Source organism: Billgrantia campisalis, from assembly GCF_022341425.1.
GTDB classification, from domain to species: Bacteria; Pseudomonadota; Gammaproteobacteria; order Pseudomonadales; family Halomonadaceae; genus Halomonas; species Halomonas campisalis.
The window spans coordinates 103,000-119,736 of the sequence record NZ_JABFUC010000012.1; the positions used below are offsets into that span (position 1 = coordinate 103,000).

The window sequence follows — 16,737 nt, forward strand, 5'->3', positions numbered from 1 at the left end:
CACGGCAGGCGGGTGCGGTGAGGCCAGTGTGTCGCCACTGCCGGGAAGCATGACGAATATTGAAGCCAGTATGAGGAGAGAACGACATGACACATTGCCTACGCGTTGGCGTCGGTGGCCCGGTGGGCTCCGGCAAGACGGCCCTGCTCAAGCAGCTCTGCCTGGCGCTGCGCGACCACTACGATATTGCCGTGGTCACCAACGACATCTATACCCGCGAGGACGCCGACTTCCTGCTCAAGCACGAGGCGCTGGCGGCGGATCGCATCCTCGGGGTGGAGACCGGCGGCTGCCCGCACACCGCCATCCGCGAGGACGCCTCCATGAACCTGGCGGCCATCGACGAGCTCCAGGCGCGTCACTCGGGCCTCGAGCTGGTGCTGGTGGAGTCCGGCGGCGATAACCTCTCGGCCACCTTCAGCCCCGAGCTCTCGGACCTGACCCTCTACGTGATCGACGTCTCCGCCGGCGACAAGATCCCCCGCAAGGGCGGGCCGGGCATCACCAAGTCGGACCTGCTGATCATCAACAAGATCGACATCGCCGAGCAGGTCCATGCCTCCCTCGAGGTGATGGAGCGCGACTCGAAGACGATGCGCGGCGAGCGCCCCTTCGTCTTCACCAACCTCTACGACGGCGTCGGGCTCGAGACCATCATTCGGTTCATCCTCGATCGCGGCATGTTGCCGGAGCGCCGGCCGCAAGCCCAAACCCCCGCCTGATTCCCATGAACGACACCGACCTGACCGGCAAGGAGACCGCCACCATGTCCCATCTCTCGCCCTCGCTCGCGAAGCCCGCCGCGCGTTCCGCGCGTTCCGCCCGGGCCGCTGCACTCGCCGCCGCACTCGCCGCCGCCCCCGTCCTGCTGCTCGTCGCCGGGGCGGCCCTGGCCCACCCGGGCCATCATCACCATGAAGGCGGCTTCGCCGCTGGCCTCGCCCACCCGCTGCTGGGCCTCGACCACCTGCTGGCCATGCTCGCCGTGGGCCTCTGGAGCCTGCGTCAGTCCCGGGCGCTCGGCCTCGGCGCGCCGCTGCTCGCCGCCGGCGGCATGCTGCTCGGCGCCAGTCTCGCCTGGGGTGGAATGGCGCTACCCGGCGTGGAGTTTGGCATCGCCATGAGCGTGCTGCTGGCCGGGGTGCTGATCGCCGCACTGGTCAAGGTGCCCACCGCCCTTGGAGCCGGCATCATCGTGCTGTTCATGCTCTTCCACGGCCATGCCCACGGCAGCGAGATGCCCCACGCCGCTTCCATGCTGGCCTACCTGGCTGGCTTCACCCTGGCGACCCTGGCGATCACCTTCGCCGGGCGGCTGCTAGGCGGTGTGCTGATGGCTCGCGAGAACCGCCTGCTGCGCGGCCTGGGTGTGGCCATTGCCGCGGCTGGGGCGCTCTTCGCCCTGGGATAGGCCCGCATCGCCTTACCGTCCGCGCCCGGCTTCGGCCGGGCGCTGTCGTGTACGGGGTTTGACAGCCGGCAGGGGGCCGGCCAGATTGGCAGTAGTCACTCGAACAGGGAGAACCGGCATGGACAAGCTATGGCTGGGACTGAAGATCGCCGTCACCCTGCTGGTGGTGGTCCTCTTCGTGCAGAATATCATGGTGGTGGAAGTACGCGTCCTGGCCTGGAGCCTGTCGCTGCCGCTGGCGCTGCTGCTGGTGGGGGTCTACGTGCTCGGCATGGTCAGCGGCAAGAGCCTGATGGGGCTGGTGCGGCGCCTGCGCGCTTCGCGTTCCCAGGAAGGGCCTCGTTGAGCGAGCCCCGCGGCGAGCCGGCGGTCAATCCACATGGGTGACCGCCTCACGACGCGGATCCACGTGCCAAGGCAGACCGATACGCGCATTGCGCTCCAGCTCGGCGATCACCTGGGCACCCAGCAACAGGATGATCGCGCCGACCTCCAGGCTCAGCAGCACCACGATCAGGGTGGCCAGGGAGCCATACACCACGTTCACGAATGACAGGTTGACGAAGTAGAACACCAGCAGCAGGCGCACCCCCTCCCACAGCAGCGCCGCCACGAAGCCGCCGACCACGGCGCGTCGCAGGGCGATGTGCGCCACCGGCAGCACCTTGTAGATGGCGCTGAACAGCAGAAAGATCCCAATGAAGCTGAACAGGTTGAGGGCCGGCTCCGAGAGCCCGGCCAGCGGCATCGGCTGCTCGAACAGCGCCAGCCACAGGGTGTTCATGGCGTCGGCCAGGGTCGCCAGCAGGGTCAGGGCCAGCAGCCCCGTGCCCAGCACCAGCATGAAGGCGTAGGGCAGCAGCACCGAGACCCACACGCTGCGGCGAGTGTGGTCGTCCGTGCCGTGGAAGATGATCGCCAGGGCGTCTTCGAGCATGCGAAACACGAAGGAGCTGAACACCAGTAGCACCAGAATGCCGAACAGGCCGATCACCTCGCGGCCCTCGAGCAGGGCGAGCACGGCGTCCAGCAGCACTTCGGCATGGGCCGGCGCCAGGTGCTGCGCCTGGACCCCGAGCACCTCGAGCAGCAGCTGCTCGTCGACCACCTGGGTCAGCAGCACGACCAGCAGCGCGAACAGCGGCACGATGGAAAGCAGCACGTTGTAGCCGACCCCGCCGGCCAGCAGGATGCCGCGGTTGCGCAGGAAGGCGCCCAGCACCCGCCACAGGAAGCGCAGCACCCGGGGCAGCAGGGTGAAGAGGGCAGCGCGCACGGCGGGGAGGCGAGGTGGCGTCATGGGCGAGCCTTAGGAGACGATTCCCCTTCATAGTCGAGGGGGGCGCGGTGATCGTCAACTGCTTCCAGTCAGGGCGCGATGGTGTAGGTCAACGTTATATCGCGATCCGATTGGAAAAGCATGAGGGCGCCGTCATCGACGTTGATCTCGCCCCCATCAGAACTGGTGGTGACCTAGCGGCCATTATGGTTTGTTCAATTTATGGACTAGGGCCGCCATTTTTCGGGACAATTCTAACCAACGGAGTGATTTTCTTCATCGCGAACGTGTCGCCTCTACACCCTGCCTACCTTCACCCCGTAATCTGAGGGGTTGACGATATCCTCCAGCTTTCCGATCTGCGAAAAGTCGCCTTTTTTGATCACGCTGTTGATGTTTGTGCCAGGAAATCGCAGGTTCTTGATAACATGAACCTGGCTCGGCATACCCTTACCGTCAATATCCATGACCCAGGCGAGAAAGCCGCCCGAGAACTTGGCCAGGCTACCGATCGGATACAGGCCATACACCTGTATATATTCCACCAATACTGTCTTGTCATATGCCGTGTCTGCCCCATGAATCCTGCGGTAGGCCTCGAGCGGCGAGTGTGGCGGTATGCCGTTACGCGCATGCATTAGCTTGTTGATCGCTTTTATCACCGAGACCAATCGAATCAGCTCCGAGAGATGATGGTCGCGCTTGCCCGCCGGGTAGCCGGAGCCGTCCAGGCGCTCGTTGGCATTCTCGATCACGTCACGGCAGGTGGGGCTGGGCTCCCAGCCAAGCTCGTGCAGTTTGTCGCATAGCACTACCACATGGCCTCTTAGAATAGTCTTCTGCGCCGGGTTCATGCTCACCTTGAGCGACGGCAATTGCGCGCTGATCAACAGTGGCTTACCCAGCGTATGCAGTAAGGCGCCCAGCACAGCCTCACGCACTTGGGGGGTATGCGGGTCACGGATCAGCAGCAGGTCGGTCAACTGACCGGCTACCTGAACAGCATGCCTGACCCAGTCCGGGTCGTCGCGCAGGAACGCCAGGGCATACAAAAAGGCCTTGCGGTCCTGCTTCACCAGGTAGAGCAGGGTATCGACACAGTCGTAGAAAATCTCACTGGGAAACAGGTGGCGGGTCTTCATGTACATCAGGCCCACCTGGAGCTGATGAGCCACATTTATCACACCGCGCTCCATCGGCGACTGGCGAGCGCGCTTCTCACGCTCCTGGGCTTCTCGCTGTAGGATCTTCTTCTCCTTGGTGCCTGGGATGAATAGGGAGGAGTGATCAGTGCACTTGTCGTTGGAACCAGCACGGTAGGAGGCCTCTCTTTCCGACTCATTCACGTACTGGAACAGTGCTTCTCTCTGGGGTGTGGTCAGGTTGAAGAACTGAACGCCAACCGCCGCGTAGCCATGGTTGCCAAAGGGGCGGATATGGCGAATTTTGCCTTCTGCAAAGAAACTCTCCCCGTTGGGAAACTCTAGCGTGAGCCCTGGGATCTCCTGATCAAGGCTCATCGAGAAGCTCTCCGCCAGGTCGATATCTACCATGCAGCCTCCGACCGAAAGGTTGCGCAGTCTGCCTGGCACGTTGAGTTCATGCAGGTAAACTTCAAGGGTGACCCGGGCCTGCATACCGAGGATGAATGGAATGCGGATTGCCCCCCGGTTCTCCTTGACGAAGACCGATTCCGGGAGTTGGCACTCCAGGCGATATAGGGTGCTGTCCGTCTTGAGCAGCTTGGCTACGACATTGCTGAGGCTGTAGGTCTCGCGCTCTATGGCCTGTGATCCCTTCAACGCCTCCAGGTCGAAGTTCAGCGTACCACTGTCCAGGTACCGCTCGATATCCGATCCGGCATACTCCACTTCAAGCACCAAGCGGCCGGTGCTCAGGTCTAGTTCCACCACCTCCGCCTTCAGGGAATAGGGCATGTCCTTGGCATATACAGACAACTCATTCGTATGCTGTAGCAACGAACGAATCACTTTTGCCGAGGTGTTTTCATGTAAGGCGGGGACAGCCATTTAAGACACCTACCCATGTGCATCGGTTATCTGATTACTGCCAATAATATAGATTTTTTATAAAAGTATAGATTATAAGCTTGTTGGCTATAATATGTTTTGGTGGAAGTTTACGTCCATGGATTGCGCCGCAATCCATGGAAGCACAGTGACCTGCCCACACATGGCAGACTAGTCATCACTTAAGCCGCTTGCCAGTGCGCTGGGTAATACCCAGCTGCGCTGATCTGAAGCATAGGTGACCCCATGGCAGGACGCTACGAGATCTCCGACAACGGCTGGACCCTCATCAAGGAGATCGTTTCGCCGCCACTGCGATGACCGCCAAGTGCTGAGCGGCATCCTCTGGATCCATTACTCAAGCGCCAAGTGGGGCGATCTGCCAGAACGCTATGGCCCGTGGAAGACTGTCTATGACCGCTTCCGCCAGTGGCGCGATGACGGCACCTTTGAAGCTATCCTTGCACGCCTCCAACTCCGCCTACGAGAAGATGGCCAGCAGCTTCAGGGTAATGGTATGCCTGGCGAGCATAGACCGCTGCCTACGTGCAGACGTTTTGGACGAAGCCTACATAGTCTTCTCATGGACCTCGTCAAGAGTGCTAACCTGAGTCCCAAACGCTTGGGAGTTGAAGTTGCCGGAAGTGCTTTTATCGGTGATATCGAGGCCGCAAATGATGCCATTCAGCGTATCCGTGATCTCGGGATCGGTGTGAGTGTCGACGATTTTGGTAGAGGGCTTTCTCCATTCAAGTGCCTGCGGAAATTGCCAATCGCGGTCCTCAAAATAGATCGCGTTTTGTCACGAATTTGGAGAGTGATAAGCGAGCGAGAAAGTTGATGGGCTGTATGATCGATATCGGCCATGCCTTGGGTCTTGGATTCAGGGTCTTATTGTGATTGCAGGAGGGGTCGAAACTTTCCAGCAGGAGAAGATTCTGCGTGAGCTAGGATGTGACTAGGCTCAGGATTGTATTAGTTGCCGGCTCTTCCCGCTACGGAATATTTTTCCTGGTGTGAGAGGTATAAAATGTGACTCTGAATCCTCGACCCGCCCCTGCTCGATGGCAGCACCCACCAACGTGGCTCGATCCGCCAGGCGTGATAGCGAGCTATCCTGCAGGTCCGTGGATCGAGCGGCCTCGGCCGCCTGCAGATGGCAAGTCGATGCCAGGGCCAGCATAATGAGCAGGCGACTCAGCCATCGACGCAGTGGGCGAGGGCTCCCCTTAATCCTCGACAGTGAGACAACATGGCCAAATTCGAGCAGATCGGCACGGCTAGCATACCCGGACAGGGCGGCGAGCTGCGCCTGCTGCAGCGCAATCAGGAGTTTTCCATCCGTATCGCCGGCAAGACCGGCGAGCTGATGAACACCCGCCTGCACGGTTCCGAGGATGCCCTGGCGGAACTCGCCTGTGAGCGCATCGCCGCGCGTCCCGAAGCGCGGGTATTGATCGGCGGGCTGGGCATGGGCTTTACCTTGGCGGCGGCGCTCAGGACGCTTGGCGCCGATGCCGAAGCGGTCGTCGCCGAGCTGGTCCCGGGCGTGGTGGAGTGGAACCGGGGAGCGCTGGGGGCGGCGGCCGGCTATCCGCTGAACGATCCGCGCACCCGGGTCAGCCTGGGCGACGTGGGCGAGGTGCTGCGCCGCGAGCCGGGCGGCTTCGATGCCATCATGCTCGACGTGGACAACGGCCCCGAAGGGCTGACGCGCAAGGAGAACGATCGGCTCTATTCGCCCGAGGGGTTGGCGGTGGCCCAGGAGGCGCTGCGCCCCGACGGGGTGCTGGCGGTATGGTCGGCGGGCCGGGACGCCGGGTTCAGCGAGCGCCTGCGCCGGGTCGGCTTTCTGGTCGAGGAAGTCACGGTGCGCGCCCACCGCCCCGGCAAGGGGGCGAAACACTGCATCTGGCTGGCCTTCTGACATGTTGCTGACGGCGTCTCTTCGCTGCCTGGCGCTGCTGCTTGCCGGTATGCTCCTGGCCGGCTGCGCGGGACGGGTGATACCGCCGCCGACGCCTGCCGAGCCGGTGGAGGTCTACCTGCTCGACCACGGCCGCCACGCCAGTCTGGTGCTGCCGCGCCAGCAGGGCGGCCTGGTGCGCTACAGCTACGGCGAGTGGGCCTGGTACGTGGAGGGACGTCGGCATGCGCTGGCCGCGGTTTCGGCGCTGTTCTGGCCGACGCCCAGCGGGCTGGGGCGTGGCGTGAGTGAGGAGGCGACCGGGCGCGCCGATTTAGGGCGGCTGGCCCCGGAAGGCGTGATGCGCGTCTATCCGCTCCAGGCCGATGCCCGGCGGGTCATGGCGCTGGAGCGCGAACTGGACGCCCACTTCGAGCGCGATGGCATCGAGCCGGTCTACAGCGAGGAGTTTGGCCTCGAGTTCGTGCCTTATCCCAGGGCCTATTGGTTCACCTACCAGTCCAACCTGGCCGTGGCCCGCTGGCTGCGGCGCCTGGGCATCGAGGTCAGGGGCATTCCGTGGCTTTCCAACTGGCGTATCGACGCCGCCGGTGGGCAGCGCTGAACGGCGCGCTCGCTTTTTTCCATTGATTGAGCCGTGATCCGTTCATGGCCGCGACAAGGTAGGACTATGCTGGAACTCTCGCGTCAGGTGCGCATTCCCGATCATGAAATCGAGATGGAGGCGGTGCGGGCTCAGGGGGCCGGCGGGCAGAACGTCAACAAGGTGGCGACGGCGATTCACCTGCGCTTCGATATCCGGGCCTCCAGCCTGCCCGAAGGGTTCAAGGAGAAGTTGCTGGCGCTTAGCGACCAGCGCATCACCCGTGACGGCGTGGTGATCATCAAGGCGCAGTCTCATCGCACTCAGGAGCGTAACCGGGCGGAGGCGCTGGCGCGGCTCAAGGCGCTGATCAAGGGCGTGATGTATGCGCCGAAGAAGCGTATCGCCACCAAGCCGAGCAAGGGGGCCAAGCAGCGTCGGCTGGACAGCAAGAAGAAGCGTGGCCAGCACAAGGCGCTGCGCGGCAAGGTCGATACCTGAACGACGTCCAAAGGCGGCAAGCGCTCCTGTAACCCCATCTTATTGAACTGATTGGCGCCGGCCATACTGGTGACCTCTGATCATCGGAGGGCGCCATGAATGAACTGAGCTCGACGCAGGCCTATTGGCTGGACCACCTTTTTCATGCCTCGTCCAGGCAATTGGCGTTGAGCGAGTATGCCGAGGAGCTGGGGCTGGCCTGACGGCACTGCTGTCGTGGGAGCGGCACCTGGCTGTGCAGGATGTGCCGGTGCCACCACGTCCTCGACCGATGCGCTTCGTCGCCGTGGAGGGGGGGCACTTCAACGCTGCCAACACTCAGCGAAGCGGACGAACTCGGATCATTGTTCCCTGGCGGTAGTGAGGACACCCTACCGACCTGAAGCAGGTCGGATCAGTAGGGGGTCGTAGAGCCCTAACCAAGTCGAAGTAAAGTTCTGGTAGGCTATGCTGTAATAGAATGGTACCCGAGTGACGCCGTGCTGCCGTCAAAGGGCTGCAGGCTGGCATGGAGGTGCCCCTCACTTGCGGCCCCGGATCCGTCATCGGGTTTAGGGGGGCTCTCACGGCAATTTTTGCTCGATGGAGCTTCTGTGGCGCAGAGATCAAGCATCCAGCCATCCGCCGACCGTACAAGAGTCATTCATGAAGCTGGTGACAGATGTGAACGATGACCTGGCGATCCGTGCCCGGCGCTTGACCCAGGCAGGTGTCGCGCTGGTCGCGCTGGTGATCCTGGCCATGGCCTGGACGCTATACAGCGCTACTATCAGTACTCGCAATGCAACCGAGGACATCCTGCAGTCGGAGCGTATTTCCGACGCACTCGAAACGATCAGCCGGGAACTCCACCGGGCCGAAGCCGCCCAGCGGGGGCATATCTTGAGCGGAGATTCGGCGTATCTGGCCATGCGCCACCAGGCCGTTGACGAGTTGCCGATCGCCATCGACAGGCTTCGGCAATATGCCGACCAGGACCCCCTCATCGGCCCCCAGGTCGAGCAGCTCGAGGAGCGGATCGAGAGCCGCATCGAGCTGATGAACGAGCACCTGCACCTCTTCCAGGAAGAAGGCCTTGCTGCAGCAGGACAGCTTGCCGCCTCACCCCGGCTCAGGGAAGCCGCCGCAGATACCCATGCGTTGATCCACCAGCATCTCGACCAGGAAAGGCAGCGCATCGAACGCCGACTTCACGCCCAGCAGAACCGCTACCAGTCCCAGATGATGGTGTTCTTCATCCTGGTGCCGGTCATACTGCTGACTCTCCTGCTGGGCTACCTTGCGCTGATTGCGCTACAGCGGGCCCGCCACCGGGCCGAGCGTGACCTCCGAACCATTACCGACAACCTTCCGGGGGCAGTCTATCAATACTGGCAACAGCCCAATGGCACCTGTGGTTTCTCTTTCGTCAGCGAAGGGATTCACGATCTGCTTGGCCTCGAGCCCGCGGCGGTAGTGGGTAGCCCCCGCGCCATGTTCGACCGGATTGCGGTGGACGACCTTCCTGGCTTGGAAGCGGCCATCGACGCCTCGGCCAGGACACTAGCACAATTCGAGTTCACTCACCGCGTCAGCCATGCGAATGGGAAAATACGCTCTATTAATGCTCGCTCCTCACCATATCGCCGGAAGGATGGCACCGTGGTGTGGAACGGTTATTGGTCAGATGTCACCGAGCAAATGGCCACGGAGAAGGAGCTGGTCATCAGTAAGCATCAGTTGCAGATGGCCGTCGAACTCAGCCAACTGGGCAAATGGCACTGGTCTATCCCCCGCGACGAACTGGACTGGTCACCACGCTGTTGCGAGATCTTCGGGGTGCCGCCAGACACGCCGCTGAATTTCGAGTTATTCCTCGGATGCACGCACCCTGATGATCGCACGCGGATTCAAGACGCCGTCAATACTGCGCTGCAGCAGGGAGTGCAGTACCAAGAGGAGTTTCGGGTCGTCTGGCCGGACGGCTCAGTACACTGGGTGGAAGCCGCGGGCCGCGCCCAGTATTCCCATGATGGCCACCCGGAATCCATGGACGGCATCGTCATCGACATTAATGCGCGCAAGAACATGGAGCTCACCCTGCGAGCCGCCAAGGAGTCCGCGGAAGTCGCCAACCGTGCCAAGAGCACCTTCCTGGCGACCATGAGCCACGAGATCAGGACACCGCTGAACGGGGTGCTGGGTATGCTGGAGGTGCTCAGCCTTACCGAGCTGAACCCGGAGCAGCGCACCACCGTGGAGGTCATACGCCAATCGAGCCGATCCCTGCAACGATTGATCGGCGACGTGCTGGACCTCTCGAAGATAGAGGCTGAGAAACTCGAGCTCCATCCCTGCGCGGCCTCGATCCAGCGGATCGTCGAAGACGTCCTGGCACTGTACAGCAGCACTGCCACCAGCCACGGCCTGACATTGAGCGCTACCATCGATCCCGGTATCAGCCCCGCCGTCATGGTCGACAGCCTGCGACTGAAGCAGATCCTCAACAACCTGATCAGTAACGCCTTGAAGTTCACAGAAGAAGGCGGCATCGAGGTAGATGTCGCCTGTATCCGGCGGGAAAAGCGGCGAGAGTGGGTGCAGATTACGGTCAAGGATACGGGCATCGGCATCGAGCCGGCGCTTCAAGCCCGCCTGTTCGATCCGTTCATGCAGGCCGAAAGCAGCATATCCACTCGCTACGGGGGCACCGGCCTAGGGCTGTCCATCTGCCAACGCTTGGCCAAGCTGATGGGTGGGGAAATCGAATTGACCAGTCAACCGGGTCAGGGCACGACCCTGACCTTGACCCTGCCCGTTGCACCCGCCGACCCGGCACAGCTCGTCGATGTCACCCGCGAACAACACCGGGAAGAGCTCAAGGCCGCCACCGCGAGGCGTACGCCACCGACACTCGAGCAGGCGGAAGAGGAGGGGACGCTGATTCTGGTCGTGGATGACCACCCCACGAACCGCCAGGTGCTGATGCGCCAACTCAACCTGCTCGGCTATGCCGCCGAATGTGCCGAAGATGGGCAGCAGGCCCTCGAACTGTGGCGACGCCGCCGATTCGGCTTGATCCTGGCCGACTGCAACATGCCACGCATGAATGGCTACGAGCTGGCGCGGGCCATCCGCCAAGACGAAGCCAGCGATACAGCGGCCAACCATATCCCGATCATTGCCTTCACCGCCAATGCCCTGGGTGGGGATGCATCGCGCTGCTTTGCCGCTGGCATGGACGACTACCTGAGCAAGCCGGCCGGTATGCTGCAACTGCGTAACATGATCGAGAACTGGCTGCCGCATCCCTCCGCTCGGGGGAGTGTAGCCGATACCCTCGCCGCCACGCCGCCTCCCTTGGATCCTGCGGCTGATGACCCCGTGGACCCGACCGCGCTGGACCTGGTTTCCGGTGATGACGGGGAGCTGGCGCGCGAGATCCTGCACGACTTCCGATGCTCGAACGAGCTCGATGCTAAGCGTCTCGAACAGGCGATATACGACAGCGACAGCACGACACTGGTGCGTGCGGCTCACCGGATCAAAGGGGCGAGCCGGCTTGTCGGTGCCCACCCGCTCGCCCAGACCTGCGAGCGCCTCGAGCGCGCTGGCCGCTCGGAGGCGTGGGGGGAGATCGTCGTTGGTCTCGAGGAATTCAGACAGGAACAGGAGCGTCTGCATGCCTATATCGACCGACTCTGAACAGACTACCGGGTTGCCTCCCGGCCTGCGCCTGCTGATCGTCGAGGACCATGACTTTCAGCGGCAGGTGCTGGCGGGCTTGCTTCGTCGTCTCGGGGCAGAGGAGATTCACGAGGCCGCTTGCGGCCACTCGGCACTCGAACTGATGGCCACCCTTGAGCCACCCGTGGATATCGTCATCAGCGATCTCGACATGCCCGGCATGGACGGCATGGAGTTCATACGGCGAGTGGGGGAGTCATGGCACGAGCCAGCACTGGTTATCGTCAGTGCTCTGGAGCCCTCGTTGATCCGTTCCGTTCGCACCATGGCTGCGGCCTATGGCCTCAGCTTACTGGACACCATAGAAAAGCCCCCCGCGCCACGCGAACTCTTGAGCGCGCTGCGCAAGTACAAGCCTGATCAACGGCGCCTCAGAGCACCGCCCATGGAGGAACACTACTCCGCCGCAGACCTTGAGGCTGCCATGGTAGGCGACCAGTTCGAGCCCTTCTTCCAGCCGAAGGTGGAACTGGCTACGGGGCGCCTGTGTGGCTTCGAAGCCCTGGCCCGCTGGCGCCACCCCGAGCACGGGGTATTGTCACCCCACGCCTTCATCGACACCATGGAGTCCCGGGGGCTGATCGATGCGCTCACCGATGTCATGCTCGACAAGGCGAGCGCCTGGTGTGCCTTTTGGCGAAATCGCGGTCTGGATATCAAGGTCTCGGTGAATATCTCCATCCAGTCCCTGGCCGATGTCGGGTTGGCGGAATCGCTGATCGAGCGAGTGCGTCGACAGGGGCTGGACCCCTGCTACATGATCCTCGAGATCACCGAAACGGCGGTCATGATTGAGGTGGGGCGCGTGCTGGAGAATCTTGCAAGGCTGCGCATGAAGGGGTTCGAATTATCGATCGACGACTATGGCACCGGCTACTCATCCATGCAGCAACTCACCCGTATCGCCGCCGGTGAGTTGAAGATCGACCGCACCTTCGTCAACTTCGCTTCGCACCAAAATGACGGTCGAGTGATCTTGAGATCCAGCCTGGAAATGGCCAGAAAACTGAACCTGACAACGGTGGCAGAAGGCGTCGAGACGCCTGAGGACTGGGCACTGCTGGCCGAATACGGCTGTGACCAGGCTCAAGGGTACCTGATAGCTCGCCCCATGGCGGCCGACACCGTGGCAGACTGGGCCCAACAATGGGATCCAGAGCGCTGGCTTACCGGCTTATCGCCTGAACTGAAGCAATGAGTGCAGCGCCTGTGGTGCTCAGGGCACCTGTGCTCCCCCTATCAGCTCAAGAAGAAGGGATTACTGGAGGGCTTACAAAAGGCGGGTACTATGTCTCCCCTCCAGTACAATGCCTCCCCACCAGGATGCAGCCCCTATTGCGCGCCCCGCTCTGAATTGTCACCACTCCACTGCCCGGAAACCGCCGATGCCCCGTCACGATACTGCCCTCTCAGAGCTGCCCGACAGCGAACGCCTCTCCAAGCGGCTGGCGCGCCAGCTTCCCTGCTCGCGCCGTGAGGCCGAGCTGTATATCTCCGGAGGCTGGGTGTTGGTCGACGGCGAGGTGGTCGAAGAGCCCCAGTTCAAGGTCGCCGGGCAGCGCGTCGAACTCGCCCCCGGGGCCAGGGCCGAACCGTTGGCACCGGCCACCCTGCTGCTCAACTGTCCCCCGGGGCATGACGCCACCGAAGGCGATGCGCTGGCCAGGACGCTGATCACGCTGGCGTCGCACTGGCCGGAGGATCCGGCAGGCCTGCGCCCGCTCAAGGCCTACTTCCGGGGCCTGGTGCCGATGCTGCCGCTGACGCCGGGCATGTCCGGCCTGCTGGTCTTCACCCAGGACCGGCGCGTCGCCAGGCGGCTCAATGAGGATACCGTGCGGCTGGAGCAGGAGTTCGTGGCTGAGGTACGCGGCACCCTGAGCGAGACGCAGCTCGAGGCGCTGCGCCGTGGCACGGCCGAACCGGGACGGCGGCTCGCGCCCTGCAAGGTGAGCTGGCAGAGCGAAACCCATCTACGCTTTGCCTTGAAGGGAATGGTGCCGGGCCAGCTCGAGGCCATGTGCGAAAGCGTTGGCTTGACGCTGTTGTCGCTGAAGCGCCTGCGGATTGGCGGGGTGTCCCTGGGGCGTGTGCCGCAAGGCCAGTGGCGCTATCTCAGCCACGGCGAGCGCTTTTGACGCGACATTCTGCTCCCTTTCCCGATTCGTTATCGCTCTGTATGCTGAAGTCGAGGTACCCATGCCGTCCGGCCTGAGCCGGCCGGCACCCGATTCGCAGCCTTAACCAGAAGGATATGTCGCATGTCGGAAAATCCCAAGAGCCCACTGTTCCAGGATAATCGCGTCAAGGCGCTGGCGGCCGTGGCGGTGGTTGGCGTGGTCTGGGCGATCTTCGCCCAGTCCAGTGCCAGCTCTCACCGCGACCACAGCGAGGCCCTCGAGTCGCAGCTGTCGGCGATGGAGAGCGAACAGCAGGCGCTGGTCAGCCAGCTGGAAGAGCGTGACGCGGCCGGCGAGGAGATCGAGGCGCTGGAAGCCCGCATTGCCGAGCTGGAGGAGGAGCGCCAGGCCGCCGCGGCGGCAGTAGAGGAAGAGCGTGAGGCTGCGGAAGCCGAGATGCAGACGCGCCTGGCCGAGCTCGAGGAGCAGCGGGCCGCCGCCGAAGCGGCCATGGCCGAGGAGCAGGAAACGGCGCGAGCCGAGCTGGAGCGAATCGAAGCCGAAGTGGCCGACACCGAAGCGCGCCTGAGTGAGCTGCAGGAAGAGCGTGCCGCCCTGGAGGGCGATATCGAGGCCTACCAGGCCGAAAAGGCCGAGGTCGAGGAGGCGTTGGCGGCGCTGCGTGGCGACTATGAAGCGGTGGATCAGGCCCGCAGCGATGCCGAGGCCGCACGCGCCGAGGCGGAAGAGGCGCGTCAGGAGGCCGAAGCAGCGCGTCAGGAAGCCGAAGAGCTGCGCGAGATTGCCGTCGATGAGCGTCAGGAAGCCGTGGTCGCCCGCAACCTGGCCGATAATGAGCTGGCCGCCATCGAAGACGAGATCGCCGCGGGCGACGAGCGACTGGCCGTACTGAACACCGAGATCGCCGACCGGGAATCCACCCTCGAGGCGCTGGAGAACGACATCGAGGCGCTGGAGGTCTGGCGTGACGAGGTGGAGCGTGAAGTGGGCGAGGCCCGCGACGAGCGTGACGAGGCGCTGGCCGCACTCGAACAGGCGCGGGTCGAGCGTGACGACCTGATGATCGCCATCGGCATCGGCCGTGACGAACTGGCCGATATCGAGGGTCGCGTCGAGCGCCGCGAAGAACAGCTCGAGCGGCTGGAGGGGCAGCTCGCCAACTGGCGCAGCGAGCTCGCCGATCTGGAAGCGCGGATGGAGGAGGTCGAGTCCGACACCGAAGCCGAGACCGAAGCGCAGACGGCCGACGACTGACACGCTGTTTGTCCCGCACTCCCCATACCCACGACGGCGAGCCTGGCTCGCCGTCGTGTGTTTGCAGACCGGTGTTGGGCCGCGGGGCGTCGCGCTATACTGGCCGCACAATCACCCCGGCAGGCTGGGGTGTCTTCATGCAGCAGTGCGAAGGAGCGAGTCGTGATCGAAGGGGTCAAGCACATCGTCGCCGTGGCGTCCGGCAAGGGTGGGGTGGGCAAGTCCACCGTCACCGTCAACCTGGCGCTGGCCATGGCCGCCGAGGGGTATCGGGTTGGCGTGCTCGACGCCGACATCTATGGCCCCAGTCAGGCCCAGATGCTGGGGGTCGGCGAGGGGGTGCGTCCCGAGTCGGCCGGCGAGAACCGCTTTCGCCCGCTTCAGGCCCACGGCCTCCAGGCCATGTCCATGGCCTTTTTGGTCGACATCCGCGAGCCCATGGTGTGGCGCGGCCCCATGGTGGCCGGGGCCTTTCAGCAGCTGCTTTCCCAGACCGCCTGGGAGGCGCTGGATTACCTGTTCATCGACATGCCCCCCGGGACCGGCGACGTCCAGCTGACCCTGGCTCAGAAGGTGCCGGTGGATGGTGCGGTGATCGTCACCACCCCCCAGGACATCGCCCTGCTCGACGCCCGCAAGGGCATCGAGATGTTTCGCAAGGTGAACGTGCCGGTGCTCGGCGTGGTGGAGAACATGAGCCTGCATGTCTGCACGAACTGCGGTCATGCCGAGCCGATCTTCGGCGAGGGCGGCGGCGAGCGTATCGCCAGCGAGTACCAGACCCGCGTGCTGGGCCGGCTGCCGCTGGCGCTCTCCATCCGTGAGCAGGTCGACGGCGGCCACCCCACGGTGGTGGCCGAGCCCGACGGCGAGGTGGCCGCCACCTTCCGCGACATGGCCCGCCAGGTGGCCGAGCAGGTTGCCGGACAGCAGGAGGAGGGCCCGAGCATCTCCTTCAGCGATGATTGACTCCCGAAGCGAGGGGCGCCGGGGGCAGGCCGAAGAGGAGGTCCTACGCCAGGGGTGAGGAGCACTGCTCCGAACGGGCTGGCCATGGATGGCCAGCACCGGCCCTGCGAGCGGAGCGGGACGCGAGAGCGAAGCAGGGCGTCGGTAGCGCCCAAGGAGGGGTTTACAGCGCCTCCTCGCAGGCCTGCCCCCGGGTCAGCCCCGTGTTGTTATCGAATACCCTTGGGCGGATGACGCTCGCCGCCGGGGCCGCTATGATAGCGGCCCCGGTTTTTTGGTTCTTACCCTTCGTTTTCAACCCAGCAGGATGTCCCGATGAGCATCAAGTCCGACAACTGGATCCGCCGCATGGCCGAGCGGGAAGGCATGATCGAGCCCTTCGAGCACGACCAGGTGCGCTATGTGAACGACCGTCGGGTGATCTCCTACGGGACCTCCAGCTACGGCTACGATGTGCGCTGCGCCGACGAGTTCAAGGTGTTCACCAACATCCACTCGGCGGTGGTCGACCCCAAGGCCTTCGACGAAAAGAGCTTCGTCGACATCAAGGGCGATGTCTGCATCATCCCGCCCAACTCCTTCGCCCTGGCGCGCACCGTGGAGTACTTCCGCATCCCGCGCAGCGTGCTGACCATCTGCCTGGGCAAGTCCACCTATGCGCGTTGCGGCATCATCGTCAACGTGACGCCGCTGGAGCCGGAGTGGGAAGGCCACGTGACCCTGGAGTTCTCCAACACCACCAACCTCCCGGCCAAGATCTACGCCAACGAAGGCGTGGCGCAGATGCTGTTCCTGGAGTCCGACGAGGTGTGTCAGACCTCCTACAAGGATCGCGGCGGCAAGTATATGGGGCAGCGGGGCGTCACCTTGCCTCGCACGTAAGGTAGCTATCAGGTACGAGGAGCGAGGTACAAGG

The 16,737-nt window shown here is 63.4% G+C and carries 14 protein-coding genes and 2 pseudogenes; 14 read left to right on the top strand and 2 right to left on the bottom strand.

Translation table 11 applies throughout. The annotated features are described in order from the left end of the window. Positions 1-86 precede the first annotated feature (86 nt). The 3 genes from ureG (at position 87) to HOP52_RS14715 (ending at position 1,757) form a co-directional block, all read left to right on the top strand. Positions 87-722, top strand: a complete 636-nt coding sequence (gene ureG, locus HOP52_RS14705) for an urease accessory protein UreG (protein ID WP_238978153.1) — start codon at positions 87-89, stop codon at positions 720-722. A 5-nt stretch (positions 723-727) separates the two neighbouring features. Continuing rightward, entirely contained in the window at positions 728-1,411 is a 684-nt protein-coding gene (locus tag HOP52_RS14710; RefSeq protein WP_238978154.1) for a HupE/UreJ family protein, read from the top strand. A 118-nt stretch (positions 1,412-1,529) separates the two neighbouring features. Further along, on the top strand, positions 1,530-1,757 hold the full coding sequence (locus tag HOP52_RS14715) for a DUF1049 domain-containing protein (RefSeq protein WP_238978155.1): 228 nt from the start codon (positions 1,530-1,532) through the stop codon (positions 1,755-1,757). 24 nt (positions 1,758-1,781) lie between these two features. Here the strand turns inward: HOP52_RS14715 and HOP52_RS14720 are convergent, their stop codons facing one another. Both HOP52_RS14720 and HOP52_RS14725 read right to left on the bottom strand, forming a co-directional pair. Next, positions 1,782-2,711: a YihY/virulence factor BrkB family protein gene (locus HOP52_RS14720; RefSeq protein WP_238978156.1), complete on the bottom strand. Its 930-nt coding sequence runs from the start codon at positions 2,709-2,711 to the stop codon at positions 1,782-1,784. A 275-nt stretch (positions 2,712-2,986) separates the two neighbouring features. Beyond that, positions 2,987-4,720, bottom strand: coding sequence for a PilZ domain-containing protein (locus HOP52_RS14725; RefSeq protein ID WP_238978157.1), 1,734 nt, complete (start codon positions 4,718-4,720; stop codon positions 2,987-2,989). A 246-nt stretch (positions 4,721-4,966) separates the two neighbouring features. Here HOP52_RS14725 and HOP52_RS14730 point away from each other — a divergent pair. The 11 genes and pseudogenes from HOP52_RS14730 to dcd form a co-directional block, all read left to right on the top strand. After that, positions 4,967-5,216 (top strand): annotated as a pseudogene (locus HOP52_RS14730) (transposase); the annotation flags it as partial. Between the two features lie 78 nt (positions 5,217-5,294). Continuing rightward, a pseudogene (locus HOP52_RS19815) lies at positions 5,295-5,561 on the top strand (EAL domain-containing protein); the annotation flags it as partial. A 411-nt stretch (positions 5,562-5,972) separates the two neighbouring features. Next, entirely contained in the window at positions 5,973-6,647 is a 675-nt protein-coding gene (locus tag HOP52_RS14735) for a spermidine synthase (RefSeq protein WP_238978158.1), read from the top strand. Position 6,648: 1 nt separating this feature from the next. Further along, positions 6,649-7,251, top strand: coding sequence for a DUF2459 domain-containing protein (locus HOP52_RS14740; RefSeq protein WP_238978159.1), 603 nt, complete (start codon positions 6,649-6,651; stop codon positions 7,249-7,251). Between the two features lie 66 nt (positions 7,252-7,317). Further along, a complete protein-coding gene (gene arfB / locus HOP52_RS14745) occupies positions 7,318-7,731 on the top strand; it encodes an alternative ribosome rescue aminoacyl-tRNA hydrolase ArfB (RefSeq protein WP_238978160.1) in 414 nt (137 codons plus the stop codon). 645 nt (positions 7,732-8,376) lie between these two features. Continuing rightward, positions 8,377-11,415: an ATP-binding protein gene (locus HOP52_RS14750; protein ID WP_238978161.1), complete on the top strand. Its 3,039-nt coding sequence runs from the start codon at positions 8,377-8,379 to the stop codon at positions 11,413-11,415. After that, entirely contained in the window at positions 11,393-12,655 is a 1,263-nt protein-coding gene (locus HOP52_RS14755; protein WP_238978162.1) for an EAL domain-containing response regulator, read from the top strand. Before HOP52_RS14750 ends, HOP52_RS14755 begins: the two co-directional genes overlap by 23 nt. A 187-nt stretch (positions 12,656-12,842) precedes the next feature. Then, entirely contained in the window at positions 12,843-13,595 is a 753-nt protein-coding gene (locus tag HOP52_RS14760) for an RNA pseudouridine synthase (protein ID WP_238978163.1), read from the top strand. A gap of 123 nt (positions 13,596-13,718) precedes the next feature. Continuing rightward, entirely contained in the window at positions 13,719-14,852 is a 1,134-nt protein-coding gene (locus tag HOP52_RS14765; RefSeq protein ID WP_238978164.1) for a coiled-coil domain-containing protein, read from the top strand. A 129-nt stretch (positions 14,853-14,981) separates the two neighbouring features. Further along, entirely contained in the window at positions 14,982-15,821 is an 840-nt protein-coding gene (gene apbC, locus HOP52_RS14770; RefSeq protein ID WP_309674891.1) for an iron-sulfur cluster carrier protein ApbC, read from the top strand. 315 nt (positions 15,822-16,136) lie between these two features. Beyond that, positions 16,137-16,703 (top strand): dCTP deaminase, encoded by a 567-nt coding sequence (gene dcd, locus HOP52_RS14775; RefSeq protein ID WP_238978165.1) that lies wholly within the window; start codon positions 16,137-16,139, stop codon positions 16,701-16,703. Positions 16,704-16,737 lie beyond the last annotated feature (34 nt).